Genomic DNA, 23,179 nt, shown 5'->3' on the forward strand with positions numbered 1-23,179 from the left:
GCCGCTCAGTCCCCGCCTCCACCCCCGCCGTCCCCGCCCCCACTGTCGCCGACCAGACCGCCGTCACCGCTGGAAGCCGGCGGCACGGCGGACGCGAGCGCGTAGCTGGTGTCCCGCATCGCTTCGGGACGGAAGGTGACCACGCCGATTCCGCGATCCGGGTTCATCCGGTGCGGGAAGCCCCACTTGCCGATGCCCAGCTCGTCGTGCAGGCCGACCGCCGCCATGAGGTCGGACAGGAACAGCAGGCGTTCGTCGAGCACCCTCCGACCTGTGGTGGTGGCGCGCAGCTCCGCGATCAGTCGGTGGCGCAACGCCTGGTCGGGGTAGTGGTGTTGCCTGCCGAGCAGCCGTGACAGGCCCGTACCGGGCCCGGGGCGCAGCAAGCCGCGACCGACGAGCGCGGCGCGGTGGTACTGGAAGGCGCCCTTGTGCCGTCGGACCCACCGGTTCAGCGAGACCGGACCCGCCTCGATCCACTGCAACAGCTCGGCCAGCACGTTGTCGGCCCAGGCGAGACCGGTGCTTTCGACGGCGAGCAGTTCGATCTCTGTCGGCTCCGGCCAGAAGAGTCTCGAACTCAGCAGGCTCGCGTGACCTACCCGGACCAGCAGCCTCCCGCGCAGCGCCAGGTCACCCAGCTCGGCCGCCGCGCAGCCCGCCGCGACCCTGGCGGACTCGCGCACTTTCCCCGATTCGCGGTGCGCGAGCAGGAGGAACTCCTCGGGCAGCGCCAGCGGGTGCGACGGGTGCATGCGCACAGCCTGCCCGAACACTCCTGGCGCGGTACACCTGATCGTGGAGGAGCGTCGGCACGTCGGGCACGTACCGTACTGAAACGCCTCGAACGGGGGACGCTCGTTCGTAATATGGCGCGATGGTCAGCGAAGCTCCACCGCGTGATCCGGCAGGGTTGTCCGAACGACTCAGTCGGGTGGTCGACCGCAGACTCCGCGTGATCCTGCTGCTGTCCGCGCTGGCGCTCGCCGGCTGCCTCGGGACGCTGGTCTCGGTGTACTCGTTCTGGGGCGACTTCGAGGTCTACCGGTGGGGCGTGCACACCTGGCTCGCCGGAGGCGACTTCATCAACACCAGGGCGCCGGTCCGCAACCCCGACCCGCTGCCGTGGGTCTACCCGCCGTTCGCGCTGCTGCCGCTGGCGCCGTTCGCCGTGGTGCCGCCGATGGTCGGCCTCAGCATGCTCAACGTCGTCGACGTGCTGGCCCTCGGAGCAACGATCTACCTGGTCACCCGCCATGCGTGGCCGACGGCGGGGACGCGCGGGGCGCTCGCGGTGGCGGCCGCCGGCCTGCCGCTGACGTTCGTCCTCGAACCCGTGCACGCCTGCTTCGGCCAGGGGCAGGTCAACATCGCGCTGATGGGGCTGGTCGCGCTCGACTGCCTGGCCCGCGAACCGCGCTGGCCGCGCGGTCTGCTGGTCGGCATCGCCGCCGCCATCAAGCTCACCCCGGCCGCGTTCCTGCTGTTCTTCCTGCTCCGCAAGGACTTCCGCGCGGCCGTCACGACCGCGGCCACCGCCGTGCTGTGCACCGCGCTCGGCTTCGCGGTCGACTTCACGGCGTCGGTGGACTACTGGTTCCGCCGCGGACCGGCCGCCGACGTCGCCGGGCACGCGCTGAACAGCAACCAGTCGGTGCTTGGTGCGTTCGCCCGCTTCGACCTGCCGGTGTTCGCGCAGAACACCGCGTGGGCAGTGCTGTGCCTCGGACTGCTCGTGGTGACCGCCCGCATCCTGCCGCGGGTGAGCGCCCCGGCCGCGTTCGTCACCGTCGGACTGTTCGCCGTCCTGGTCTCGCCGACGTCATGGTCGAACCACTGGGTGTGGGTCGTGCCCGGCCTGTTGCTGTTGGGCGCCAACGCGATCCGGCGCCGGCGTGGTTACCTGCCGGTGGCCGTGACGGCACTGATCGCCGTCACGGCCCCGTGGCACTTCCTGCCCAGCGTCGGGGGAGCCGAGCTGTCGTGGACACCGGTGCAGCACGTCGTCGGCAACACCTACGTGCTGACCGCCGTCGTCGCGCTGGTGTGGACCGCGCTGGTCACCAGGGCTGGTCGATGACGGCCCCGGTGCTCTGGTCGATCGCGATGTAGCCGCCCTCGAAGTCGACCTGGGTGCGGCCGTCGGCCGCCTCGTACGGGTTCGACGTCGGGTACCCCAGGTAGGACAGCTCGCGCCGGAGCTCGTGCCAGCGCAGCATGATCGCCCCCGTCACGAAGTGCGCGCCGCTGGCCGGGTGCCAGTACGCCGCGGCGGGCGGGTCGTCCTTGCCGGTGAACTCGTTCTGCCTGCCCAGGCCGTCGAGCGTCGTCAGCTCGTCGCTGCTGGGGTAGCCGAAGCCGTTCTCCCAGCCGTTGGCCGCCCACAGGTCGCGGATCGCGCCCTGCACCGAGTGCGCACCGGTCGCCTTCGTCCAGTACACCGACGCGCCGGCACCGTCACCGCCGACGAAGTGGTTGTAGACCCCGACGCCGTCGGGAGTGCTGGCGGTCGAGGAGGTCGGGTAGCCCAGGCGGCTGGCCTCCCAGCCCTTGTCGGACCAGAACTTGCGGATCGTCCCGGCCACCGTCTGCGCGCCGGTCGACGGGCTCCAGTACACCGAGGCGTCGCGGGTGAAGTGGTTGTAGCTGCCGACCCCGTCGGGGGTCGCGACCTCGTCGGTGGTCGGCACGCCCAGCACGCGGTGCGCACCGGAGCGGACGAACCGCTGCGCGATGTCGCCGTGCAGTTCGTGAACCCCGGTGGCCGGGGAGTGGTAGAGCCAGCCGTTCTGGAAGTGCTGGTAGGAGATGTCGCCCTCGACGTACTCGGTGTCGACCGGGTTGCCGAGCAGTTCCCGCAGCCCGGCGTCGGTCCAGTACCGGAGCTCGATCGGCGTGAACGCCTGCGCGTCGGGCTGCACCGGCGTGGCCTCGCCGGGCGCGGCGGTGGCGGGCAGGGAGGATGCGAGTGAGAGCGCGGCGCACGCTGCGACCGCCGCGGCGAACCGTTTCCTGATCAAATCCGATCCCCTTTCATGGCCCCGGAATTGGGCTGCCATGTACACGTGCCGTCGCGGTGATCGGTTGCCCGCCGTCGAGCGCGTCCCCCAGTTCGCCCAGCGCCTTCGAGGTGGGCCGGGACGGCGAGACCCCACTCCCGCCGTCCCGGCTCGTCGGTGACCGGACCGGCCGGTCACCGGGCTTCGCTGTCGGACTCGGTCTGCTGCGTGCCCGCGTTGCGCGCGATGTCGGGGTAGTCGTTGTCGGCCAGCGTCGGGAACCGCTTCAGGCTCGACCGGATCTCGGTCGGCACCCGCAGGTCGTACTGGCCCACCGGATGCAGGTAGCGGATGACGAAGACGTTGCCCCACGGCGTGCGCGGCGGGCCGCCGGGCAGCTCGGCGTGCAGCCTGGTCTGCACCCACTCCCGGGTGGTGCCCACCCAGGCGCCGCCCCATTCGAGGTTGGAGATGTTGTCCAGCCACTCGGGCGGCAGGCCCTCGTCGGCGGTCAGCCGCACGACCGGGGTGTCGGTGATGCCGTCGCGGATGCCGACCTGGTCCACGCACGGCCACAGCGGCGCGTTGATGTGGTTGGCCAGCACCGCCTTGCCCCGCGTCAGCTCGGTGACCGGCCGGTCGTCGGTGAGCTTGGGCTCGGCCACCGCAAGCCACGTCCGGGCGCCGGTGACCTGGTCGACCACGATCACGCGCAGCGCGCTCGCACCGGCAGGCACCTCCACCGAGAGCTGCTGCCACTCCCGCAGCGCCGAGCGGCGCAGCTCGGGGTGCAGGGGCTCGGTGACGACCCCGGCCCGCGTCGCGAACTCGACCTCGAGGACCTGGCCGTCGAGTCGTCCCGCGACCGGGACGGTCACGTGCGGGGCGGGCTCGGCGATCGGGTACCAGCCGGTGGCGAGGCGCCCGGTGCCGGTGCTGGTGCCGTCCGGTCGCTCGTCGTGCCAGATCGTCGCCGGTTCCTCCCACGGCGAGGTCGGCAGCGGAGGTGCGGTGGTGGCGAAGTCCCCGCTCACCTCGGCCGCACCCGGCGGCCCGAGCCGTCCGGCGGGCAGTTGCACTCGCACGTCGGTGGCCAGCCCGCACCCGCCGGACATCGCCTGCACGCCGGACCGCGCGACCGTCCAGCCCGGCGCCTGCCCGATCGGCGCGACCACGAACAGCGCCAGCATCAGCAGCACCGCGCCGAACGACGCGGCACCCAGCACCGCGCGGTCCGGGCCGACGCGCACCACCTGGCCGTGGCGCCGCCGCCACCTCGCCCACAACCACGCCGCGACCGCGACTCCGACCCAGATCAGCGGATTGCGCAGGTAGAGCGGGCCGATGTGCGGTTCGAGGTTGTTGGTCATCGGGTCGAGGTTCAGGTGCTCGCCGAACCGCTGGCCCGCGTCGGTGAACGGCATCCACCGGTTGTCCCCGGCGAAGCTCAGCGAGACCGCGCCCACCAGCAGCAGGACGCCGGCGCCGGTGACGACGAGTCCCGCGCGGCGGGGCAGCGGCGAACGCAGCAGCACGGCCGCGAGCAGCACGGTCGGCGCGGCGGCGACGGAGTGGAAGTGGTTGACCCACTTGGTCGGGCTCAGCGCGATCAGCACCAGCGCCACCGAGGTCGTGATGACCGAGACCAGCGTGAGCCTGCGGATCGGGTCCCGGCCCATGCCGCCGCGCCCGCTGGCGATCGCGACCACCACGACCACCGCCAGCGTCAGCAGCACCGGCAGCCGCCGCGCCCATCCCGCGGTGTTGAGCAGCGTGTTGTAGTGCTCGAACTCCTCGTACCAGGAGAACGACAGGTAGTACCACTGGTGGACGCGGGTGGCCTCCACGACGTCGGCGAGCGTGGCGTCGGCGAAGCCCACCGGGATGACGACCGTCGCCGAAGCCGCCGCCAGCAGCACCGCGGCGACGCGCGCCTCCCACGGCTGCTCCCGCAGCCACCGGATCAGCCACGGCAGGCAGAGCAGCAGCGGAGCGGCCGCGACTACGCCGGAAGGCGACGCCGTCACGGCGAGAGCCGCGCACACCGTCGCGAGCGCGAGCGCGCCGATGGACTGCCGCACCACCGCCGCCTCAGCGAACACCAGCACCGCCGCCGCGCACATCACGATCACCGGCTCCGGCCGCAGCGTGGTGCCGTAGGGCAGGTACCAGACCAGGTGGGCCGCGAGCAGCGCCCACGGCACCGCGCGCAGCGTCGCGGCGCGGCCGAGCAGCGTCGCCAGCAGCACCCGCAGGAACATCCACGTCACCAGGCCGCAGACGGTCGGCACCACGCGCATCCACCACAGCGACCAACCACCGAGCTCGCCCCACGCCTGCAACAGGTACTGGCTGAGCACGAACGGGTTCTCGGTGACGTTGAACATGTAGACGAAGTTGCCCATGTAGCCGTTCTCGCCGGCGTTGCGGGCCATCATCATGTACCAGCCGTCGTCCATGTTGGACGGACCGAGGAAGATCCAGGCCACCGACACCAGCAGGACGACCGCGTCGGCGGCCCCGAACCTCGGGAACCGCATGCCAGGCCCGGTACCGCGCCAGACCCGCCAGGCGAGGACGAGCAGCGCCAGCAGGCTCAGTCCGTGTGCGATCAGCAGCACTGTCTTCAGCGCGGTGGGGGAGGACTCGTATCGGGCGTCCGGATGCAGTTGCACGGCGAGCCCGCCGGTGTCGGCGGCTTGCGTGGACAGCTCCGAAACCTGCGGCGGCAACACGTCGGCGCGGTGCAGCAGCGGCACGCCGTCGCGGTCGATGCGTACTCCGCCTGCGTCGGCGCGCACGTGGTAGACGCAGGATGGTCGCAGCGAGTCGGCGAGGACTTCCTGCCCGTCGACCCAGAACCGCGCGGTGCCGGACTGCGCGGTCACGTTCATCCCCGGCCCGTCCGCGGGGTGGGTGTTGAGCGCGGCCCCGCCGTTGGGATCGACGGAGTTGAGGGCCTGGCAGGGAATCGTCGCGTCGATGTCCAGCGGCCGGTACGGGGAGAGCGGGAGCACCGTCGAGGTGGGGGCCGAACCCGCCTTCGGCCAGTTCACCACCGGCGCGTCGGCCCGAACCGGTGAGAGCACGGCCAGCACGCCGAAGATCAGGGTGAGGCAGGCGAGGACTGCCGGCGTCCAGTAGCGGCGGCGGCGTATCCGGGTCTGGTCATCGCCCGGAGGCGGAACGGCTCCCATGCCTCATAGATCTGTGACGAGGGCGAACAGGTTTACCGTTTCAGCGTTTCGAAAGGATCACGATTGCTTTGGCCTGGTCAGGCCCGGGAGTTCCGCGGCGCGGCTCCGCCGCGGAACTCCCGGGGGCGGTCACGCGACCTTGACGCTCACCTCGATGTTGCCCCTGGTGGCGCGGGAGTAGGGGCACACCTCGTGCGCCTGCGCGACCAGGTCCTCGGCGCGCTCGCGCTCAACGCCCGGCAGGTCCACCACGAGCTCGGCGGCCAGGCCGAAGCCCTCGCCGTCCTTGCCGATGCTCACGTGCGCGGTGACCGACGAACCCTCCGACGAGACCTTCGCCTGCCCGGCGACCAGGTGCAGCGCGCTGTGGAAGCAGGCCGCGTAGCCGGCGGCGAAGAGCTGCTCGGGGTTGGTGCCGGCGCCACCGGCGCCGCCGAGCTCCTTGGGCATGCTCAGGTCGGTGTCGAGAACTCCGTCGGAGGAGCGGATGTGGCCGCTGCGTCCCTGGCCTGTCACGGTCGCTTCGGCGGTGTAGAGGACGTTCACGATTGCCCCTTTCGGTCGGGCGGCTTGCCACTGCGGCGAACTGCCGGATGCCGTCGGCTGCGACGGTAGTGCGCAATTTAATTGTGCACAACCAAAGTGTGGTTCATCACTGGACGACCCCTGTGAAATCCCGTGACCAGCGGATATTGCGCACAGTTGAGTTGAGCGCCATCGAAATCGGGTGGTAGCTTCGCTGGCTATGAGTGCTTCGGACGCCGGGCGGGAGTCGTACCTGACCTTGGATCGCCAGGTGTGCTTCGCGCTCTACAGCGCGTCCCGCGCCTTCACCAACCTGTACCGGCCGGTCCTGGCCGACCTCGGCCTGACCTACCCCCAGTACCTGGTGATGCTCGTGCTCTGGGAGCGCGAACCGGTCTCGGTCAAGGACCTCGGCGCCGCCCTCCGCCTGGACTCGGGCACCCTGTCGCCCCTGCTCAAGCGCCTGGAATCCGCCGGACTGGTCACCCGCGTCCGCAGCGCGGGGGACGAGCGGTCGGTGGAGGTCGCCCTCACCGGCGACGGCCGCGACCTGCGCCGCCGCGCCGAACACGTCCCGGCGAGCATGCTCTGCGCCACCGGCATGCCGGTCGAAGAGCTCGACGCGCTCCGCGACACCCTGGACCGCCTCACCGCCCAGGTCGACGCCGCCGCGGAACATGCCCGCTCAGCCATGGCGGCGGAGGGATGAGTGGGGTGTTGACGCGAAAAGGGGCCGCCGGAGGTGTCCTCCGGCGGCCCCTTTTCGTATAGCTCAGAACGGCAGCTTGCGGAAGATCGCCTTCGGCAGGTGCCGCAGCACGCTCATCACCCAGCGCATCTGCACCGGAACCCAGATCGACTCCCGGTCCTTGCGCACGGCGTCGATGATGGCCGCGCCGACCTGCTGCGGCGTCTGGGCCATCGGGGCGGGCTTCATGCCCTCGGTGAGCTTGGTCTTCACGAAGTTCGGCCGCACGACCGTCACCTTCACGCCGGACTCGGCCAGGGCGTAGGTCAGGCCGGTGTAGAAGATGTCGGCGCCGGCCTTCGACGAGCCGTAGACGAAGTTCGAGCGCCGCGCGCGCTCACCCGCGGGCGAGCACATCATGACGATGTGCCCGTGGCCCTGCTTGCGCAGCTTGTTCGACAGGTGCACGCCCAGCGAGATCGGGGCGACGTAGTTGACCTCGGCGACGAAGCGAGCGGCCGCCGGGTCGGTCCAGCCCTTCTCGTTGTCGCCCTGGACGCCGAAGGCCACCAGCGTGACGTCGATGTCACCGTCGGCGAACGCCTTCTCGACGACCTCGCCGTGGGTCTGCGGGTCGGTGGCCTCGAACGGGAGCGTCGTGACGGTGCTGCCGGTCTTGCGCAGCCGCTCGGCGGCGGCCTCCACGAGATCGGCTTCCTCCGGGCGCGCCGCGAGGATGATCCGCAGCGGGCGCTGCGCCGCGTACTGCTCCGCGGTCGCCAGCGCGATGTCGGAAGTACCGCCGAGGATGAACAGGGACTGCGGGTTTCCAACCGCGTCGATCATAGGAACAACCTTCGGGACAGATCGGAGTTGAAGATTCCTTCGGGATCGACGGCGGCGCGGACCTGGCGCCACTCGTCGAGACGTGGGTACATCTGCCGGACCATCTCCGGCGTGGTGCGCGAGTCCTTCGCGAAGTACAGACGGCCGCCCGCACCCAGCACCATCTCGTCCAGTTCCTCGCAGAAGCGGTGCAACCCGTCCTTGATCGGGAAGTCGACCGTGATCGTCCAACCCGGGATGGGGAACGACAGCGGCGCGCGGCTGCTGTCACCCATCCGCTTCAGGACGTTGAGGAACGACACGTGCCCGGACTCCGCGATCCGCTGCACGAGCCTGCGCAGGGCCTCGTCCTCCTCGAACGGCACGATGAACTGGTACTGCAGGAAACCCTTCGAACCGTAGGCGCGGTTCCACTCGCCGAACATGTCCAGCGGGTGGTAGAAGGCGGTCAGGTTCTGCACCTGCCCGCGTCCCTGCTTCGGCGTCTTGCGGTACCAGATCTCGCTGAGCGTGCTGAACGTCAGCTTGTTGGCCAGCCCGTTGGGGAACACGTCCGGGAAGGTCAGCAGCTGCGGCGCGTCGAACTTCAGCGGGTCCGCGCGCAGCTTCGGCGGCAGCTCGTCCAGCTTGGCCAGCGAGCCGCGGGAGAACGCCGAACGTCCCAGCTTCGGGCCGGTGGAGATCGCGTCGAACCACGCCATCGAGTAGTCGTAGTTCATGTCCGAGCCGTTGGAGAACAGCTCCAGCGTCTCGTCGAGGTCCTTGGTGCGGTCGGCGTCGACGATGAAGTACGCGCTCTCGGTGCGCTTCATCTGCACCTTGGCGCGCAACACGATTCCGGTCAGCCCGACACCACCGACGGTCGCCCAGAACAGCTCCGAGCCCTCGCCGTCCGGCGTGATCGTCCGGATCTGGCCGTCCGCGGTGAGCAGGTCCATCGACACCACGTGGTTGCCGAAGCTGCCGTGCGAGTGGTGGTTCTTGCCGTGGATGTCGCAGCCGATGGCGCCGCCGATGGTCACCTGCCGGGTGCCCGGCAGCACCGGGACCCACAGGCCGTGCGGCAGCGCGGCCCGCATCAGCTGGTCCAGGCTCACGCCCGCGTCGACGTCGACGACCGCCTTGTCGCGGTCGATGTCGTGGATGCGGTTCAGCGCGGTCATGTCGATGACGGTGCCACCCGCGTTCTGCGACACGTCCCCGTAGCTGCGGCCCAGGCCACGGGCGATCACGCCGCGCTCGCCGGCCTCGCGCACCGCACGGGCGATCACCTCGACGTCCGGGGTGCTGACCACCCGCGCCGTCGTCGGGGCGGTGCGGGCCCACCCCATCAGTTTCCGGGTTTCCACGCCAGCAGTCACAGGCTCAGCCTCCGGGACAGGTCGGAATGGAACACGCCTTCGGGGTCCACCGAGGCGCGGATCTTGCGCCACTCGCCGATCCGCGGGTACATCCGCTCGATCATCTCCGGCGTGGTGCGCGACTCCTTGGCCAGGTAGAGCCGGCCGCCCGCGTCGAGCACCATCTCGTCCAGCTCGCCGCACAGGCGGTCCAGGCCCGGGGTGACCGGGATGTCCACGGTCAGCGTCCAGCCCTCGCGCGGGAACGACATCGGCGCGTCGTTGCCCTTGCCGAAGGTCTTGAGCACGTTGAGGAACGACACGTGGCCCGACGCGCTGATCTTGTCGATCGAGCGGCGGAACATCGCCTCCTGCCCGAAGGGCACCATGAACTGGTACTGCAGGAAGCCGTTGGGGCCGTACACCCGGTTCCACTCGCCGACCAGGTCCAGCGGGTGGAAGAACTGCGTGATGTTCTGGACCATGCCGAACTTCGTCGGCGCCTTGCGGTACCAGACCTCGTTGAACGCGGTGATGGTGTACTTGTTGACCAGACCGTTGGGGAAGATCGGCGGGGCGGTCATCAGCTGCGGGGCGTTGAACTTCAGCGGGTCCTTGCGCAGCTTCTTCGGCAGGTCCTCGATCCTGGCCGAGTTGCCGCGGGTCAGCAGCGCGCGACCCAGCTTGTCGCCGCGGGCGAGCGAGTCGAACCAGGCGACCGAGTAGATGTAGTTGTCGTCGGAGCCGTCGGTGAAGTACTCGATCAGCTCGTCGAGGTTGCGGGTCTGGACGTTGTCGACCAGGAAGTACGCCGTCTCCACGCGCTTGAGGCGGATGGTGGCGTTGAGGATGATGCCGGTCAGGCCCATCCCGCCCACGGTCGCCCAGAACAGCTCGGAGTTCTCGCCCTCCGGGGTCAGGCTCCTGACCTGGCCGTCGGCGGTGAGCAGGTCCATCGCGAGCACGTGGCTGCCGAAGGAGCCCTGCGAGTGGTGGTTCTTGCCGTGGATGTCGGAGCCGATGGCGCCGCCGATGGTGACCTGGCGGGTGCCGGGCAGCACCGGGATCCACAGGCCGTAGGGCAGCAGGCGCCGCATCAGCGTGTCGAGCGAGACACCGGCGTCCACGACGACCGTTGCGTTGTCGACGTCGACCTGGTGCACGCGGTCGAGCGCGGTCATGTCGATGACCGTGCCGCCGGCGTTCTGCGAGGGGTCGCCGTAGCTGCGACCGAGGCCGCGCGCGATGACGCCGCGCTCACCGGCCTCCCGGACCGCCTTCGCGATCACTTCCACATCGGGGGTGCTGACGACCCGAGCGGTGGTCGGCGCGGTGCGCCCCCAGCCGGTCAGCGTCTGAAGCTCGTCCTTTACCGATCCCACCCAGCCGAGTCTATCCGCGGGTCAGGTGCCGATACGGGCGGGTGCGGCCGGTCCCCGGCGGTGTGCTCCGGGTCATCGATAGACTGCCGGGCGGACTCACGTCGTCCTGGCCTGTCCGTCGCAACTCCTGAGGTGAAGCAGTGGCCGTGGCCGAACCAGCTGCCGGGCAAACCGCGAATTCCGAGGTCAAGCGGCTCGGCGTGTTCAACCAGTTGTTCCGCTTCGTAGTCATCGGCGGCGGCTGCGCGATCATCGACTCGGGCACCTACGCGCTGATGCTGGGTCTCCTCGGATGGCCGGTCTGGCTGTCGAGGGCGATCAGCTTCATCCTCGGCACCAGCGCTTCCTACGTCATCAACCGACAATTCACTTTCCGCGGCGCCAGCACGGGCAACACCACCGCCAAGGCCGGTGGCTTCGCGCTCGTGTACATCGTCACGTTCTTCGTGAACTGGGGCACCAACCAGCTGCTGGTGATGCTCACCGGCGCGGAGGGCAACGGGTGGCTGCTCACCCTCTGCTGGGTCATCGGTCAGGGACTCGGCACGCTGATCAACTTCGTGATGCTGAAGTGGGTCGTGTTCCGCGACTGACCCACCGCGTCGCACCAGCCGCCGCAGGCCCCGGCCCGCGGGGGCTTTTTCATGTATCAGCGGGCGAAGCCGGTGCCACGCGACGGCGCGCCGTAGGCGTTGGCGTCGCCCCGGCTGTTCTCGACGTGCGCGGTGGCGACGTGGGCGAAGTTGACCGAGAAGCGACCGCCGTCGGCGGTCTTGAGCGTCCTGGCCGATCCGGCCGCCATGAACTCGGGCAGCTGCTCGACCAGGGCGTCGGCCTCGGCCGGGTCCAGCGCGACGTGCAGGGGCTGGGCGGCACCGGACAGGTGCAGCACGAGGTTCTGTCGGGTGTTGGTCATGGACCCAGGTCACCACGCGTGCGGAAGCGGTGACACCCGGTTTCACCCTGAGCTGACGGCACGGGCCCCGCTTTCGCCCAGGGCGTAGGCGGCGGCCCGAGCAGCCCGGCACGGGCCGCCGACCGGAGCCGCCGGGTGCGAGCCGGACGGCGGAGCCGACAGGAGCCGGCTCGCCGACCGGAGCCGCGCCCGAGCCGGACGGCCGGAGCCGCCCGGCCTCACGGCTGCTCGCCGCCTACCTCACGGGTGCTGGCCGGGCTGCGGCTCCTCCGCGCTGTCCCCGAAGCCCTGGACGTCGTTGCGGTCGTCGGAGTTGGGCACGTCGCCGGGCAGCTGCACCGTCTTGCTCAGCGGCCCGGGCGTCCAGGTGCCCCAGTGCGTCTCGGGGTGCACCTCCATCGCCGCCTCCGCCGGGAGCGCGTCCGGCACGAACGGGTCGACCCGGTAGAGCGAGCCCCAGTCGCGGTGGATGTCGTTCTTCACGTACGTCGGCAGCTCGCGCATGCTCGTCGTGATGTTCAGCCACCCGAGGGGGCCGCCGCTGTCCGGCGACGACCAGCCCTGACCGATGTCGCGCACCTCGGCGCCCGCCGACACCCGGAACTTGGGCATCTCGGCGATGCCGTTGCGGATGCCCGGGATCTGCAGGCACGGGTGCACCAGCGCCGCGGTCCACTCGACGAAGGTCGGCGCGTCGCCGACGAAGTCGGTCATGTTGCGCAGCTGCGGCGCGCGCGGCGCGCTGACCGCGACCCAGCCGTTCGGCCCGAGCGACTGGTCGGTGGCCACGACGCGCATCTTGGTCGCGCCCTCCGCGTCGCCGCGCACGGTCACCCGGTGGTCACGCCAACTGGGGCCGGGGCTGACCGGGACGTAGTGGCGCTGCATGACCTCGAAGCCCTTGTCGGTGTCACGACCGAACTCGATGTAGGCCGAGTTGGCACCACCGTTGGCCCCGGCCAGCATCACGACCACCGGCACCTCGCCGTTGGCGGCGCGCTCCGGCAGGTCGTACCACTGGGTGCGCAGCTCGCCGATCCCGGTGCCGGTCTTGTCGTAGCTGCCCCACACCGGCGCGTTGTCACCGCCGAAGCGGTGCGGCGGGGACCAGTCGGGCTCGTCCGGGTCGTTGCCGTCGCCCTGCGGCAGCCCGGAGCGGTTGAAGCCGTCCAGCTTCGCCTTCAGGTACGCGTCGGCCGTCTCCTTGTCCTTGAGGCGCTTGGCGGGCACCGGCACGTCCGGGCTGACCGGGGGAGCGGCCGTGGTCGGCTGGTTCGCCGAGACCTTCAGCATGCCCGCCTGCGGGTTGGCCTCCACGTAGACGTAGTCGGACAGGCCGCAACTGGACCCGGTGATCTGCTTGACGTTGTCCGCGCCGAGGCTGTAGCTGCCCCACTGCTTCTGGATGACCTTGGCGAAGTTCACGAGTTCGAACACCACCAGCAGTGCGCAGATGATCGACAGCGGCGCGGTGCCCAGCCGCAGCGCGCGGCTCTGGCCCTCCATGCCGCGCGCCTTCTCGTCGACGACCTCGGGGTTGTGCGGGTCGATGCGCAGGTGCTCGATGAACGCGATGAGCATCGCGATGGCGGCGATGAGCAGGAACACCGTGCTCGCGCCGTATCCGAAGATCACCGGCGGCTTGTCGAACCACGGCACGCCCCAGCCGGAGACGTACCACCAGGCGTTGGGGCCTGTGGTGCCGAACGCGAGCACCAGCATCAGCCCGGCGAAGAACCCGGCTCGGTTGCGCTTGGAGCGCAGCACGGTGCTGCTGGTGGCAAGCGCGGTCAGCGCCGCGAGCGCGCCGCCTACGGCGGCGAACAGGCCGAAGTGGTGCGTCCACTTGGTGGGGGTCAGCGCCAGGACCACGAACGACAGCGCGGCCACGGCGAGCAGCCTGCGGCTCGGGCCTAGCGCGGCGCCGCGGATCTTGCCCCGGCGCAGCAGCACGACCGCGCACGTCGTCAGGCACAGCATCACCAGCAGCACCGGGATGCGCCGGGTCATCGAGCCGTCCGCCGTCGGGCTGAACAGCAGGTTGTAGCGGCTGAGCTCTTGGTACCAGTCCTGGCTCGGGCCCAGGTCGGTTCGCAGGTCGGTGGCGTCCAGGATCGACTGGAGCGTCTGGTCGGAGAAGACCACGACCAGGATCACGAAGCCGGACGCCGCGATCGGCGCCAGCACCGGCACCCAGCCGAACTCCCGCGCACGCTTGCGCACGATCTGCAGCAGCGGCTTCAGCGCCGCGATGTAGGGCAGCACGGCAACCAGGCCGTGCGGGTTGGCGCCCACCGCCAGCGCGGCCACCACCAGGCCCAGCGCGGCGGGCATCAGCCGCCCGGTCGCCACCGCGCGCTCCACCGCGCACAGGGCGAGCAGCGAGAACAGCACGACGACCGGCTCGGGACGCAGGCCGTTGTTGTAGGGCAGCCAGAACGCCAGGAACACCGCCGCCGCGGCCCAGCCCGCCGCGTTGCTGCGCCGGACCTGGCGGCCCAGGCGGGGCAGCACCTCGCGGCTGATCAGCAGCCAGCTCACGATGCCCATCAGCAGGGCGGGCAGCCGCACCCACGGCGTCGCCGTGGATACCTGCACCCACAACGAGTACAGCTCGTAGAACCAGCCGAAGGGCGCCTCGGGTACGGCGAACCAGCGGAAGTAGTTGCTGACGTAGCCTGCCGTCTCCCGGGCCCGCGCGATCGTCAGGATGTAGCCGTCGTCGGAGGTCATGGCACCCATGACCCACCACACGCAGAGCGCGCCGATCACCGCGACGTCCCGGAACGTCGGCTTCCACCAGCCCGGCGGCACCAGGCGCGGCGGACGCCTGCCCGCGCGCACGTCCAGCCTTCGCAGCGCGACGACCGAGCCGATGAACGCCAGCACCACCAGCCCCATCGCCGACAGCTTCAGCACCGTCGCGCTGCTCTCGTAGCGGTTGTCGACGCGGGCCTCGAACGACAGGTCCCGCACGTTGTCGACCGACTCGTCGAGGTCGGAGTAGATGCCGGTGAGCTGCGGGCGCTGGTCGCCGCGGGTCGAGGCGAGCTGCTGGTCGCCGACGTTGGCGGTGGTGCCGCCCGCGTCGGAGTGCACCGAGATCATGCAGTCGCCCGCGGGCAGCGGGACGGTGCTCAGCGACTGGCCCTTGGCCAGCAGCGTCAACATGTTGTTGTCGACCTGCAGGACCAGGCCGGTCAGGTTGCCGTAGTCGGAGTTCGGCGGGTTCGTGCTGAGGACGGTCGCCGGCCGCCCGCCGATGCGGGCGTCGAGCCCGCGCGCGGTCTCGCAGGGGACGTTCGCGTCGAGCCAGACCGGAGAGAAGGACACCAGCGGTGCCGAGACCGGCTTGGTGCCCTGCGCCGTCGGCCACCTGAGCGTGGTGACCTCGTGGTTGACGGGCAGGAACGGCAGTGCCAGCGCCAGAACGGTGCCGAGCAGTCCGGTGATCGCCGCGAACAGCTTCAGCCGCTTGACCGAAGCGTCGTGACCGTTACTCGCTGCTCGTGCCGGGGAGCCCGACGGAGTTCCGTCGTCGTCCTTCCGGCTGTCGTCGTCCTGGCCAGTGAACACGAATGGAGAATAGTAGCCGCTGGTACGAGCCCGGTCGCGGCGTTCGGTGCATGTGTGCCTGGACACGAAAGAGTGGTCGCCGGTAACGCCCTGACCTGCTGACTCAGCTCCTTCTCAGATCACTCTCAGTGTTTCGTGACCACCCGGTGACCGTCCGCCTCAGCGCCGGAAGAAGTGCTCCCGCCGACCCTGGCGCAGCAGCCGCAGCCACTCCCGGAACGCCTTCGGGTCGCGCCGGTGCCCCACGAAGTAGAGCCCGAAGCGCAGGATCTCCAGCGCGCCGATCTTGCGCATCCCCGGCTGCGACAGCAGGTAACCACGGTTGCGGTAGGTGTAGTAGCGCTTGTTCGCGTCTGAGGGGTCCTGGGCGTGGAAGCGGCCGCCGAGCATCGGCTTGAACTCCGCCGAGCCGTCCGGGTGCACGAACCGCGTCTTCAGCGTCGTGCCGAACGGCAGGCCGGAGCGGACCACGCGCCGGTGCAGCTCCACCTCGTCACCGCGGAAGAACAGCCGGTAGTCCGGCACGCCCACCACGTCCAGCGTCGAGGCGCGGAACAGGGCGCCGTTGAAGAACGACGCGATGCCCGGCAGGAAGTCGGGGTCCGAACCCGGCGTGCGCAGCTCCTCGGGGGTGCGCTTCCAGGTCAGGCCCCGGCGCAGCGGGAAGGCCAGCTTGTTCGGCGTGTCGATGTTGACCACGACCGGCGAAACCGCCGCGAGCTTGCGGCGCCGCGCCTCGTCGAGCAGCGTCTCCAGCGCGCGGTCGTCGGCCGGGCGGCCGTCGTCGTCGCCGAGCCACACCCACTCCGCGCCGATCGACAGCGCGTGCAGCATGCCCAGCGCGAACCCGCCCGCGCCGCCGAGGTTGCGCTGCGAGGCCAGGTAGGTCGACGGGATGGGGCACTCGGCGACCACGTCCCGCGCGGGCTGGTCCGGCCCGTTGTCGACCACGACGAGGTGGTCGGGCACGCGGGTCTGGGTCGCGATGACCTTGAGCGACTCGGCGAGCAGCTCTCTGCGGTGCCTGGTGACGATCACCGCCACCACTGACCCACCGGGAACCTCGGGGACCTGCGGCGTCGGCTGCTGCTCGGAGTCGGTGCTCATGAGCCCTCTTCGCTCCCGATCGAGGCCGCGGACTCGCCGATCCGGGCCAGGGTTTCCTCGCTCAGGTTCTCGAAGGGGTCGTGCCCCTTGTAGTGCGTCAGCACACTACGCAACGAGCCCCGTTCCTTGATGCCGCCCTTGTCCATCCACAGCGCGGTGTTGCACAGCTCCATGAGGAACTCGTCGGAGTGCGAGGCGAACACCAGGATGCCCGAGCGCTTGACCAGGTCGTTGAGCCGGTCACGCGCCTTCTCCAGGAAGTCGGCGTCGACCGCGCCGATGCCCTCGTCCAGGATCAGGATCTCCGGGTCGATCGAGGTGACCACGCCCAGCGCCAGCCGCACCCGCATGCCGGTGGAGTAGGTGCGCAGCGGCATCTCCAGGTAGTCGCCCAGCTCGGTGAACTCGGCGATCTCGTCGATGCGCGCTTCCATCTGCTTGCGGTTCATCCCGAGGAACAGGCCCCGGATGATGATGTTCTCGTACCCGGAGATCTCCGGGTCCATGCCCACGCCCAGGTCGAAGACCGGCGCGACCTTGCCGACCACGCGGGCGCTGCCCCGCGTCGGCTCGTAGATCCCGGCGAGCAGCCGCAGCAGCGTGGACTTGCCCGCGCCGTTGTGCCCGACCAGCGCCACCCGGTCACCGTGCTCGAGCGACAGGTTGATGTCGTGCAGCGCCTCGATGATCGGCACGCGGCTGTCGGTGCCGATCCGTCCGCCGGCCTTGCTCAGGACGGCCTTCTTCAGCGAGCGGGACTTCGCGTCGAAGATCGGGAAGTCGACCGCCGCGTTCCACACGTCGATGCTGACCATGAAGTTCCTCAGCCCCCGATCAGACCCAGTAGGAGACGCGGGCGCGGTAGTTGCGCATGATGATGAGGGCGAGCAGCCATCCGCCCACGGTGAAGGCGCCGACCACGATCCAGTGGTGCAGCTGCTGCGGCTCGCCGAGCAGCGGAGCGCGCACGATCTCCACGTAGTGGTAGATCGGGTTGAGCTGGGCGAGCCACGCCCGCGGGCCGGCGTTCTTCTCCAGCTCCTCGATCGGCCAGACGATCGGAGACATGAAGAACAGCAGCTGCATGAAGCTGCTGACCACCGGCGGGATGTCCCGGAACCGGGTGCTCGCGACGCCGAAGAGCAGGACCACCCAGCCGCCGTTGATGAGCAGCAGGAGGAGCGCGGGAACCGCCGTGATGATCATCCAGCTCACCGGAGGCCAGAAGATCACGAGGATTCCGAGGTAGATGACCAGGTTGTGCAGGAAGAGCAGGAATTCCCGCCACACGGTCCGCAGCACGTGCACGCTGATCGGCGCGGGGAGCTGCTTTATGAGGCCCTCGTTCTGGATGAACACCTCGGTGCCCGCGGTGAGGCAGCCGGAGATGAAGTACCAGATGATGAAGCCCACGGTCAGGTACGGCACGTAGGTTTCCGTCGGCTGACCAAAGATCGTGGAGTACATCAGGCCGAGGCCGGCCGAGGTGACGCCCATGCTGATGGTGATCCACAGCGGGCCGAGCACCGACCGGCGGTAGCGCTGCTTGATGTCCTGCCAGCCGAGGTGCGCCCACAACTGCCGCTGCCGGGCGCCGTCGGAGATGTCTTTGAACGCCTTGCGCCAGGTCCGCGACGACGTCTCGGGCGGTGCTTCTGATCGCTCTAGCGTGCTTGTGGCCTGCACGGTGCGTCAGAGTACCGACCGCCCGTGCGAGTTCCGGCCCTGGGCACCGCTCACGGACAGCCATCGCGGATTCCGCACTTTCCGGGCGGGTTCACGCTGTCGCTCACGTCGCGTGCGGGGGTATGCGCGCAGGGTCGCGAACGCCCGCGGAACCAGGGCTCCGCGGGTGACTCGCGGTTCCCCCGAAAACGCTCAGAGGTACTGGCCGGTGCCCCGGGGCTGGTGGGCGGTCTCGACGTCGCCGGTGCCCGCGGGCAGGCCGCGCCGCATCTGCTCGAGCTGCGCCCTGGCGGCCATCTGCTGGGCGAACAGCGCCGTCTGCAGGCCGTGGAAGAGACCTTCCAGCCAGCCGACGAGCTGGGCCTGGGCGATCCGCAGCTCCGACTCCGACGGGGTGGCCTCCTGCGCGAAGGGCAGCGACAGCCGCTCCAGCTCCTCTATGAGCTCCGGCGCGAGGCCCTGCTCCAGCTCCCGGATCGAGGACTGGTGGATCTCCTTGAGCCTGCTGCGGCTGGCCTCGTCCAGCGGCGCCGCGCGGACCTCCTCCAGCAGCTGCTTGATCATCGTGCCGATCCGCATCACCTTCGCGGGCTGCTCGACCAGCTCGTTGATGTCCTCACCGCGCTCGTTGCCCTCGTCCGAGCCGGAGGCCGCGCCGATCGGCGCACCGTCCTCGCCGACCACGAAGACCCGGGGCCTGCCCTCGTTCTGCTCGTGCTCGCTCTGGTTCATTGCTCCATCCTGGCTTGCCCGCGCCGGCCGGGGCGAGCCGGTATGCGATATGGGCCACCCGGAGGCGAGAAGCATCGGTGTCCTCCGTACGGTGTCACGCATGGCGTTCGACGTCGCTGCGGTGCGCGGGCTGTTTCCCGCGCTCGGCGATGGGTGGGTGCACCTGGACGCCCCGGCGGGCATGCAAGTGCCTGAACAGGTCGCGACCGCGGTATCGACCGCGCTGCGGGCCCCGGTATCCGGCCCCGGCGGGATCTTCCCCGCGTCGCAGCGCGCCGAGGCGATCGTGGATGCCGCCCGTCGCGCGATTGCTGACCTGGTCGGAGCCGACCCCGCGGGGGTCGTGCTCGGCCCGAGTTCGGCCGTGCTCCTGCAGCGGCTCGCCGACGCGCTCGGCGACGGCTGGATGATCGGCGACGACGTCGTCGTCTCGCGCCTGGACCATCCCGCGAACGTTGCGCCGTGGCAGCGCGCCGCCCAGCGCTCCGGCGGTTCGGTGCGCTTCGCCGAGGTCGACATCGAGACCTGCGAGCTGCCTGCCTGGCAGTACAAGGACCTGGTCACGCCCCGGACGAAGGTCGTCGCCATCACCGCCGCCTCCGGCGCGGTGGGCACCCGGCCGGACGTGCGCGCCGCCGCTGAGGCCGCGGCCGAGCACGACGCGCTGGTGGTGGTCGACGCCTCGGCGGCGGCGCCGTTCGTGCCGCTGGACATCGACTCGATGGGCGCCGACGTGGTCGCGGTGAACGCCTCGGCGTGGGGCGGGCCGCCGGTCGGCGCGCTGGTCTTCCGCAACCCGGCGATGCTCGACCAGCTCCCCTCGGTGGCGCTGGAGCCCGGCGCCCGCGGACCCGAGCGGATGGAGCTCGGCCCGCACGCCTACCCGCTGCTGGCGGGCGTGGTCTCCTCGGTCGACTACCTGGCGTCGCTGGACGAGGCCGCTGTCGGCCCGCGCCGCGAGCGGCTGCTCACCTCGCTCGGCTCCGTCAAGGCATACCAGGCCGGACTGCTGGCGAACCTGACCAGCGGCCTGCGCCGCCTGCGGCACGTGATGGTGATAGGCGACGCGATGCGCCGGGTGCCTTCGATGGCGTTCACCGTCAGCGGGGTCAAGGCCGAGGACGCCATCGAGCACCTCGCCGAGCGCGGTGTCTGCGCGTTCGCCGACCCCGGCACGCACGGCGTGTTCGCGGTGCTCGGCGTCGGCGAGGTCGGCGGCGCGGTGCGCGTCGGCCTGGCGCACTACACCAACGCCTTCGAGGTCGACCAGCTGATCAGGGCCGTCGGCGAACTGGGCTGACGTCGTCCAGCGGGTTTCCCCGTTCCAGCGGCCTTCCCAGTCTTCCAGCCGTCCTGCCCTGTCAGCCGTCCTTCCGCCGTCCGTCCCGCCGTCGCTTCCGTGCGCCGTGCGAGCGCGCGCCTGGGCCCGACGCATCCGCCGTAGGACGTCCGCGGTGGCGACGCCGCCGGGCGCCGCCACCGCCGCGGAGCTCAGTCGACCGTCAGCAGGATCTTCCCGCGCACGCCGCCGGCGTCCAGCGCCGAGTGCGCCCGCGCGGCCTCCCGCATCGGGATGCGGTCGTGCACGATCGGCCGCACCTTGCCCTCCTCGACCAGCGGCCACAGCCGCTGGCGGACGTCGGTGACGATCGCGGCCTTGCCGTTGTGGCCCTCGACCGGGCGGCTGCGCAGCGCGAGCGTCGACATCCGGGCCCGCTTGACCAGCATCTTGCCCATGTCGAGCTCGGCCTTGCGCCCGCCCTGCATGCCGATGACGGCGAGGTGCCCGTCGGGCGCGAGCGCGGAGATGTTGCGGTCCAAATAGGACGCGCCCATGTTGTCGAGGATGACGTCGGCGCCGCCGAGCCCCTTGACGACCTCGACGAAGTCCTCGTCGCGGTAGCTGATGGCGGGGTCGGCGCCGAGCTCGCGGCACAGCTGGAGCGTCTCCGGCGATCCCGCCGTCGCCGCGACCCGCGCGCCGAGCGCGGTGGCGACCTGGATCGCGCACGTGCCGATCCCGCCGGATCCGCCGTGCACCAGCAGGAACCGCCCCTCGCGCAGTCCTGCCTCCATGACGACGTTGGACCATACTGTGCAGGTGACTTCGGGGAGCCCGGCGGCTTCGACCAGGTCCACACCGGACGGAACCGGCAGGACCTGAGCGGCGGGCACCGCGACCTGCTCGGCGTACCCACCTCCGGAGAGCAGGGCGCAGACCTGGTCGCCGACCGTCCAGCCGGTGACCCCCTCACCCAGTTCGGCGATGGTGCCCGAGCACTCGAGCCCGAGGATCTCGCTGGCTCCCTCCGGCGGTGGGTAGAAACCCCGCCGTTGCAGCAGATCGGCCCGGTTGACCCCGGCCGCCGCGACCTTGACCAGCACTTCTCCAGGTCCAGGGCTCGGGTCCGGCTGTTCGGTCCATTCCAACACGTCCGGTTCGCCCGGCTCTCGAATCGTGATGGCGTACATGGCTCCAGACGGTAGTCCGGCAAAAAGGGGAACGTATTCCTGGTTCTTAACCTTTGCAGGTGAACTCTTGACTTCGTCGTGTAGTTGTCCCAAGGCTGATCGTCACGTACTCACCCGAAACGGGGGAAATGATGAGTTTGCGAACCATCACATCCGGGCGTGTGACGACCGCGGTCCTCGCGAGCTGCGCTGCTATCGCGGTGGCCGTCGCGCCCGCTTCCGCGGCTCCCTCGCGCGACCTCGGTGACCGGATCAGCGGAAACGCGGTCAACCGGCACCTGGTCGCCCTGCAGCGAATCGCCGACCAGAACGGCGGGAACCGCGCCTCCGGACGTCCGGGCTACGAGGCCAGCGTCGACTACGTCGCGAACAAGCTGCGCTCGGCCGGGTTCGACGTCACCACGCCGAAGTTCGAGTACCAGGCCTACTACCTCGACAAGTTCGGTCTCGCCGTGGCGGGACAACCGGTCGAGGGCGACGCGCTGGAGTACTCGCCCGCGACCCCGCAGGGCGGGCTGACGGCACCGCTCTCGGTGCTGCCCGCCGACCCGACCCCGGGGTGCGAGGCGACCGACTACCAGGGCACCGACGTCAGCGGCACCGTCGTGCTCATCCAGCGCGGCACCTGCAGTTTCGCCGACAAGCAGCGCATCGCCGCCGAGGCGGGCGCGGTCGGCGCGATCATCTACAACAACGTCGACGGTGCGCTCAACGGCACCCTCGGCGACCCGGCCGACGCCCGGATCCCGACCGCGGGAGTCACCAAGCAGGTCGGCGAGGCGCTGGCAGGCCAGGCCGGTGCCGAGGTGCACCTCGACGTGCAGTCGCGGCTGGAGACCGTCAAGACCCGCAACGTCGTCGCGCAGACCCGCACCGGGCGCGCCGACAACGTGGTGATGGCGGGGGCCCACCTCGACAGCGTTCCCGAAGGCCCGGGCATCAACGACAACGGCACCGGCAGCGCGGGTCTGCTGGAGACCGCGCTGCGGCTCGGCAGCTCGCCCAAGGTGAACAACGCGGTCCGCTTCGCGTTCTGGGGTGCCGAGGAGTCGGGGCTGGTCGGTTCGACCAAGTACGTGCAGAGCCTGAGCTTCGAGCAGCAGCTCGACATCGCTCTCTACCTGAACTTCGACATGATCGGCTCGCCCAACGCCGGCTACTTCGCCTACGACGGCGACAACTCCGACGGCGTCGGCGCGGGCCCCGGCCCGCAGGGCTCGGCGCAGATCGAGCGCGACCTGGTCGAGGCGATGGCCGCCAACGGTGTGCAGACCGAGGGCAAGGACTTCGACGGGCGCTCCGACTACGGCGAGTTCATCGCGGTCGGCATCCCCGCGGGTGGCCTGTTCACCGGTGCCGAGGGCATCAAGACGCCGGAGCAGGCCGCGAAGTGGGGCGGTGAGGCGGGCAAGGCCTACGACCCGAACTACCACATGCCGGGCGACACCCTCGCCAACGTCGACCGGGTCGCCCTGGAGCGCAACGCCAAGGCCGTCGCGTCGGTCGTGCAGCACTACGCCGCGAGCACCGAAGGTGTGAACGGCGTGCAGACCCGCGCGCAGCGGGCGCAGCTGCGCAGTGCCGAAGGCGCGATGACCGCGCAGCGCGTCGCGACGGCGGAGCCGGAGCACGCGCACGGCGCGGACGCGCACGGGTGCGGGCGCGACCGCGCCTGAGGTGGCACGCCGGGTGCCCCGTCCGTCCTGCCGGGAC

Annotated in this window: 19 protein-coding genes; 5 read left to right on the forward strand and 14 right to left on the reverse strand. The window is 70.4% G+C overall.

Annotation, left to right across the window (positions count from 1 at the left end):
• Window positions 1–5 precede the first annotated feature (5 nt).
• A complete protein-coding gene (locus HUO13_RS00920; RefSeq protein WP_211899633.1) occupies window positions 6–755 on the reverse strand; it encodes a GPP34 family phosphoprotein in 750 nt (249 codons plus the stop codon).
• 122 nt (window positions 756–877) lie between these two features.
• On the opposite strand from HUO13_RS00920, the gene HUO13_RS00925 reads away from it, so the two are divergent.
• Window positions 878–2,080 carry a glycosyltransferase family 87 protein gene (locus HUO13_RS00925; RefSeq protein WP_211899634.1) on the forward strand — a complete coding sequence of 401 codons (1,203 nt, stop codon included), beginning with the start codon at window positions 878–880 and terminating at the stop codon, window positions 2,078–2,080.
• Here the strand turns inward: HUO13_RS00925 and HUO13_RS00930 are convergent.
• The 3 genes from HUO13_RS00930 to HUO13_RS00940 form a co-directional block, all read right to left on the reverse strand.
• Window positions 2,061–3,020 carry an LGFP repeat-containing protein gene (locus HUO13_RS00930; protein WP_249124370.1) on the reverse strand — a complete coding sequence of 320 codons (960 nt, stop codon included), beginning with the start codon at window positions 3,018–3,020 and terminating at the stop codon, window positions 2,061–2,063. The genes HUO13_RS00925 and HUO13_RS00930 overlap by 20 nt on opposite strands.
• A 173-nt stretch (window positions 3,021–3,193) precedes the next feature.
• Window positions 3,194–6,196 (reverse strand): arabinosyltransferase domain-containing protein, encoded by a 3,003-nt coding sequence (locus HUO13_RS00935; RefSeq protein WP_211899635.1) that lies wholly within the window; start codon window positions 6,194–6,196, stop codon window positions 3,194–3,196.
• Between the two features lie 129 nt (window positions 6,197–6,325).
• On the reverse strand, window positions 6,326–6,745 hold the full coding sequence (locus tag HUO13_RS00940; RefSeq protein ID WP_211902572.1) for an organic hydroperoxide resistance protein: 420 nt from the start codon (window positions 6,743–6,745) through the stop codon (window positions 6,326–6,328).
• Window positions 6,746–6,941: 196 nt separating this feature from the next.
• Here HUO13_RS00940 and HUO13_RS00945 point away from each other — a divergent pair, with 196 nt between their 5' ends.
• Window positions 6,942–7,430 carry a MarR family winged helix-turn-helix transcriptional regulator gene (locus HUO13_RS00945; protein ID WP_211899636.1) on the forward strand — a complete coding sequence of 163 codons (489 nt, stop codon included), beginning with the start codon at window positions 6,942–6,944 and terminating at the stop codon, window positions 7,428–7,430.
• A gap of 63 nt (window positions 7,431–7,493) precedes the next feature.
• On the opposite strand, the gene HUO13_RS00950 is transcribed toward HUO13_RS00945, so the two are convergent.
• The 3 genes from HUO13_RS00950 to HUO13_RS00960 are packed head-to-tail and all read right to left on the reverse strand — an operon-like array spanning window position 7,494 to window position 10,977.
• Window positions 7,494–8,255, reverse strand: coding sequence for a decaprenylphospho-beta-D-erythro-pentofuranosid-2-ulose 2-reductase (locus HUO13_RS00950; RefSeq protein WP_211899637.1), 762 nt, complete (start codon window positions 8,253–8,255; stop codon window positions 7,494–7,496).
• Entirely contained in the window at window positions 8,252–9,586 is a 1,335-nt protein-coding gene (locus HUO13_RS00955; protein WP_211902573.1) for an FAD-binding oxidoreductase, read from the reverse strand. The genes HUO13_RS00950 and HUO13_RS00955 overlap by 4 nt, the downstream gene beginning before the upstream one ends.
• 26 nt (window positions 9,587–9,612) lie before the next feature.
• Window positions 9,613–10,977 carry an FAD-binding oxidoreductase gene (locus tag HUO13_RS00960; protein WP_211899638.1) on the reverse strand — a complete coding sequence of 455 codons (1,365 nt, stop codon included), beginning with the start codon at window positions 10,975–10,977 and terminating at the stop codon, window positions 9,613–9,615.
• Window positions 10,978–11,117: 140 nt separating this feature from the next.
• Between HUO13_RS00960 and HUO13_RS00965 the strand changes: the two genes are divergently transcribed.
• Window positions 11,118–11,570, forward strand: a complete 453-nt coding sequence (locus HUO13_RS00965; RefSeq protein ID WP_211899639.1) for a GtrA family protein — start codon at window positions 11,118–11,120, stop codon at window positions 11,568–11,570.
• 56 nt (window positions 11,571–11,626) lie between these two features.
• Here HUO13_RS00965 and HUO13_RS00970 read toward each other — a convergent pair whose 3' ends face one another.
• From HUO13_RS00970 to HUO13_RS00995, 6 genes are all read right to left on the reverse strand, one after another.
• Window positions 11,627–11,893, reverse strand: coding sequence for a hypothetical protein (locus tag HUO13_RS00970; protein ID WP_211899640.1), 267 nt, complete (start codon window positions 11,891–11,893; stop codon window positions 11,627–11,629).
• A gap of 240 nt (window positions 11,894–12,133) precedes the next feature.
• Window positions 12,134–15,469: an arabinosyltransferase domain-containing protein gene (locus HUO13_RS00975; RefSeq protein WP_211899641.1), complete on the reverse strand. Its 3,336-nt coding sequence runs from the start codon at window positions 15,467–15,469 to the stop codon at window positions 12,134–12,136.
• Between the two features lie 159 nt (window positions 15,470–15,628).
• Window positions 15,629–16,576, reverse strand: a complete 948-nt coding sequence (glfT1, locus tag HUO13_RS00980; RefSeq protein ID WP_211899642.1) for a galactofuranosyltransferase GlfT1 — start codon at window positions 16,574–16,576, stop codon at window positions 15,629–15,631.
• On the reverse strand, window positions 16,573–17,391 hold the full coding sequence (wzt, locus tag HUO13_RS00985) for a galactan export ABC transporter ATP-binding subunit Wzt/RfbE (RefSeq protein WP_211899643.1): 819 nt from the start codon (window positions 17,389–17,391) through the stop codon (window positions 16,573–16,575). Before wzt ends, glfT1 begins: the two co-directional genes overlap by 4 nt.
• Window positions 17,392–17,410: 19 nt before the next feature.
• A complete protein-coding gene (gene wzm / locus HUO13_RS00990) occupies window positions 17,411–18,262 on the reverse strand; it encodes a galactan export ABC transporter permease subunit Wzm/RfbD (RefSeq protein WP_211899644.1) in 852 nt (283 codons plus the stop codon).
• Between the two features lie 192 nt (window positions 18,263–18,454).
• On the reverse strand, window positions 18,455–18,994 hold the full coding sequence (locus HUO13_RS00995) for a bacterial proteasome activator family protein (protein WP_211899645.1): 540 nt from the start codon (window positions 18,992–18,994) through the stop codon (window positions 18,455–18,457).
• A 100-nt stretch (window positions 18,995–19,094) separates the two neighbouring features.
• On the opposite strand from HUO13_RS00995, the gene HUO13_RS01000 reads away from it, so the two are divergent.
• On the forward strand, window positions 19,095–20,294 hold the full coding sequence (locus tag HUO13_RS01000; protein WP_211899646.1) for a cysteine desulfurase-like protein: 1,200 nt from the start codon (window positions 19,095–19,097) through the stop codon (window positions 20,292–20,294).
• Window positions 20,295–20,485: 191 nt separating this feature from the next.
• Here HUO13_RS01000 and HUO13_RS01005 read toward each other — a convergent pair whose 3' ends face one another.
• Window positions 20,486–21,466: an NAD(P)H-quinone oxidoreductase gene (locus tag HUO13_RS01005; RefSeq protein WP_211899647.1), complete on the reverse strand. Its 981-nt coding sequence runs from the start codon at window positions 21,464–21,466 to the stop codon at window positions 20,486–20,488.
• A 131-nt stretch (window positions 21,467–21,597) separates the two neighbouring features.
• Between HUO13_RS01005 and HUO13_RS01010 the strand changes: the two genes are divergently transcribed.
• Complete coding sequence (locus HUO13_RS01010) at window positions 21,598–23,142, forward strand: M28 family metallopeptidase (RefSeq protein WP_432757874.1); 1,545 nt, start codon at window positions 21,598–21,600, stop codon at window positions 23,140–23,142.
• The last annotated feature ends 37 nt before the right edge of the window (window positions 23,143–23,179 follow it).

Source organism: Saccharopolyspora erythraea (assembly GCF_018141105.1).
Taxonomy (GTDB): Bacteria; Actinomycetota; Actinomycetes; order Mycobacteriales; family Pseudonocardiaceae; genus Saccharopolyspora_D; species Saccharopolyspora_D erythraea_A.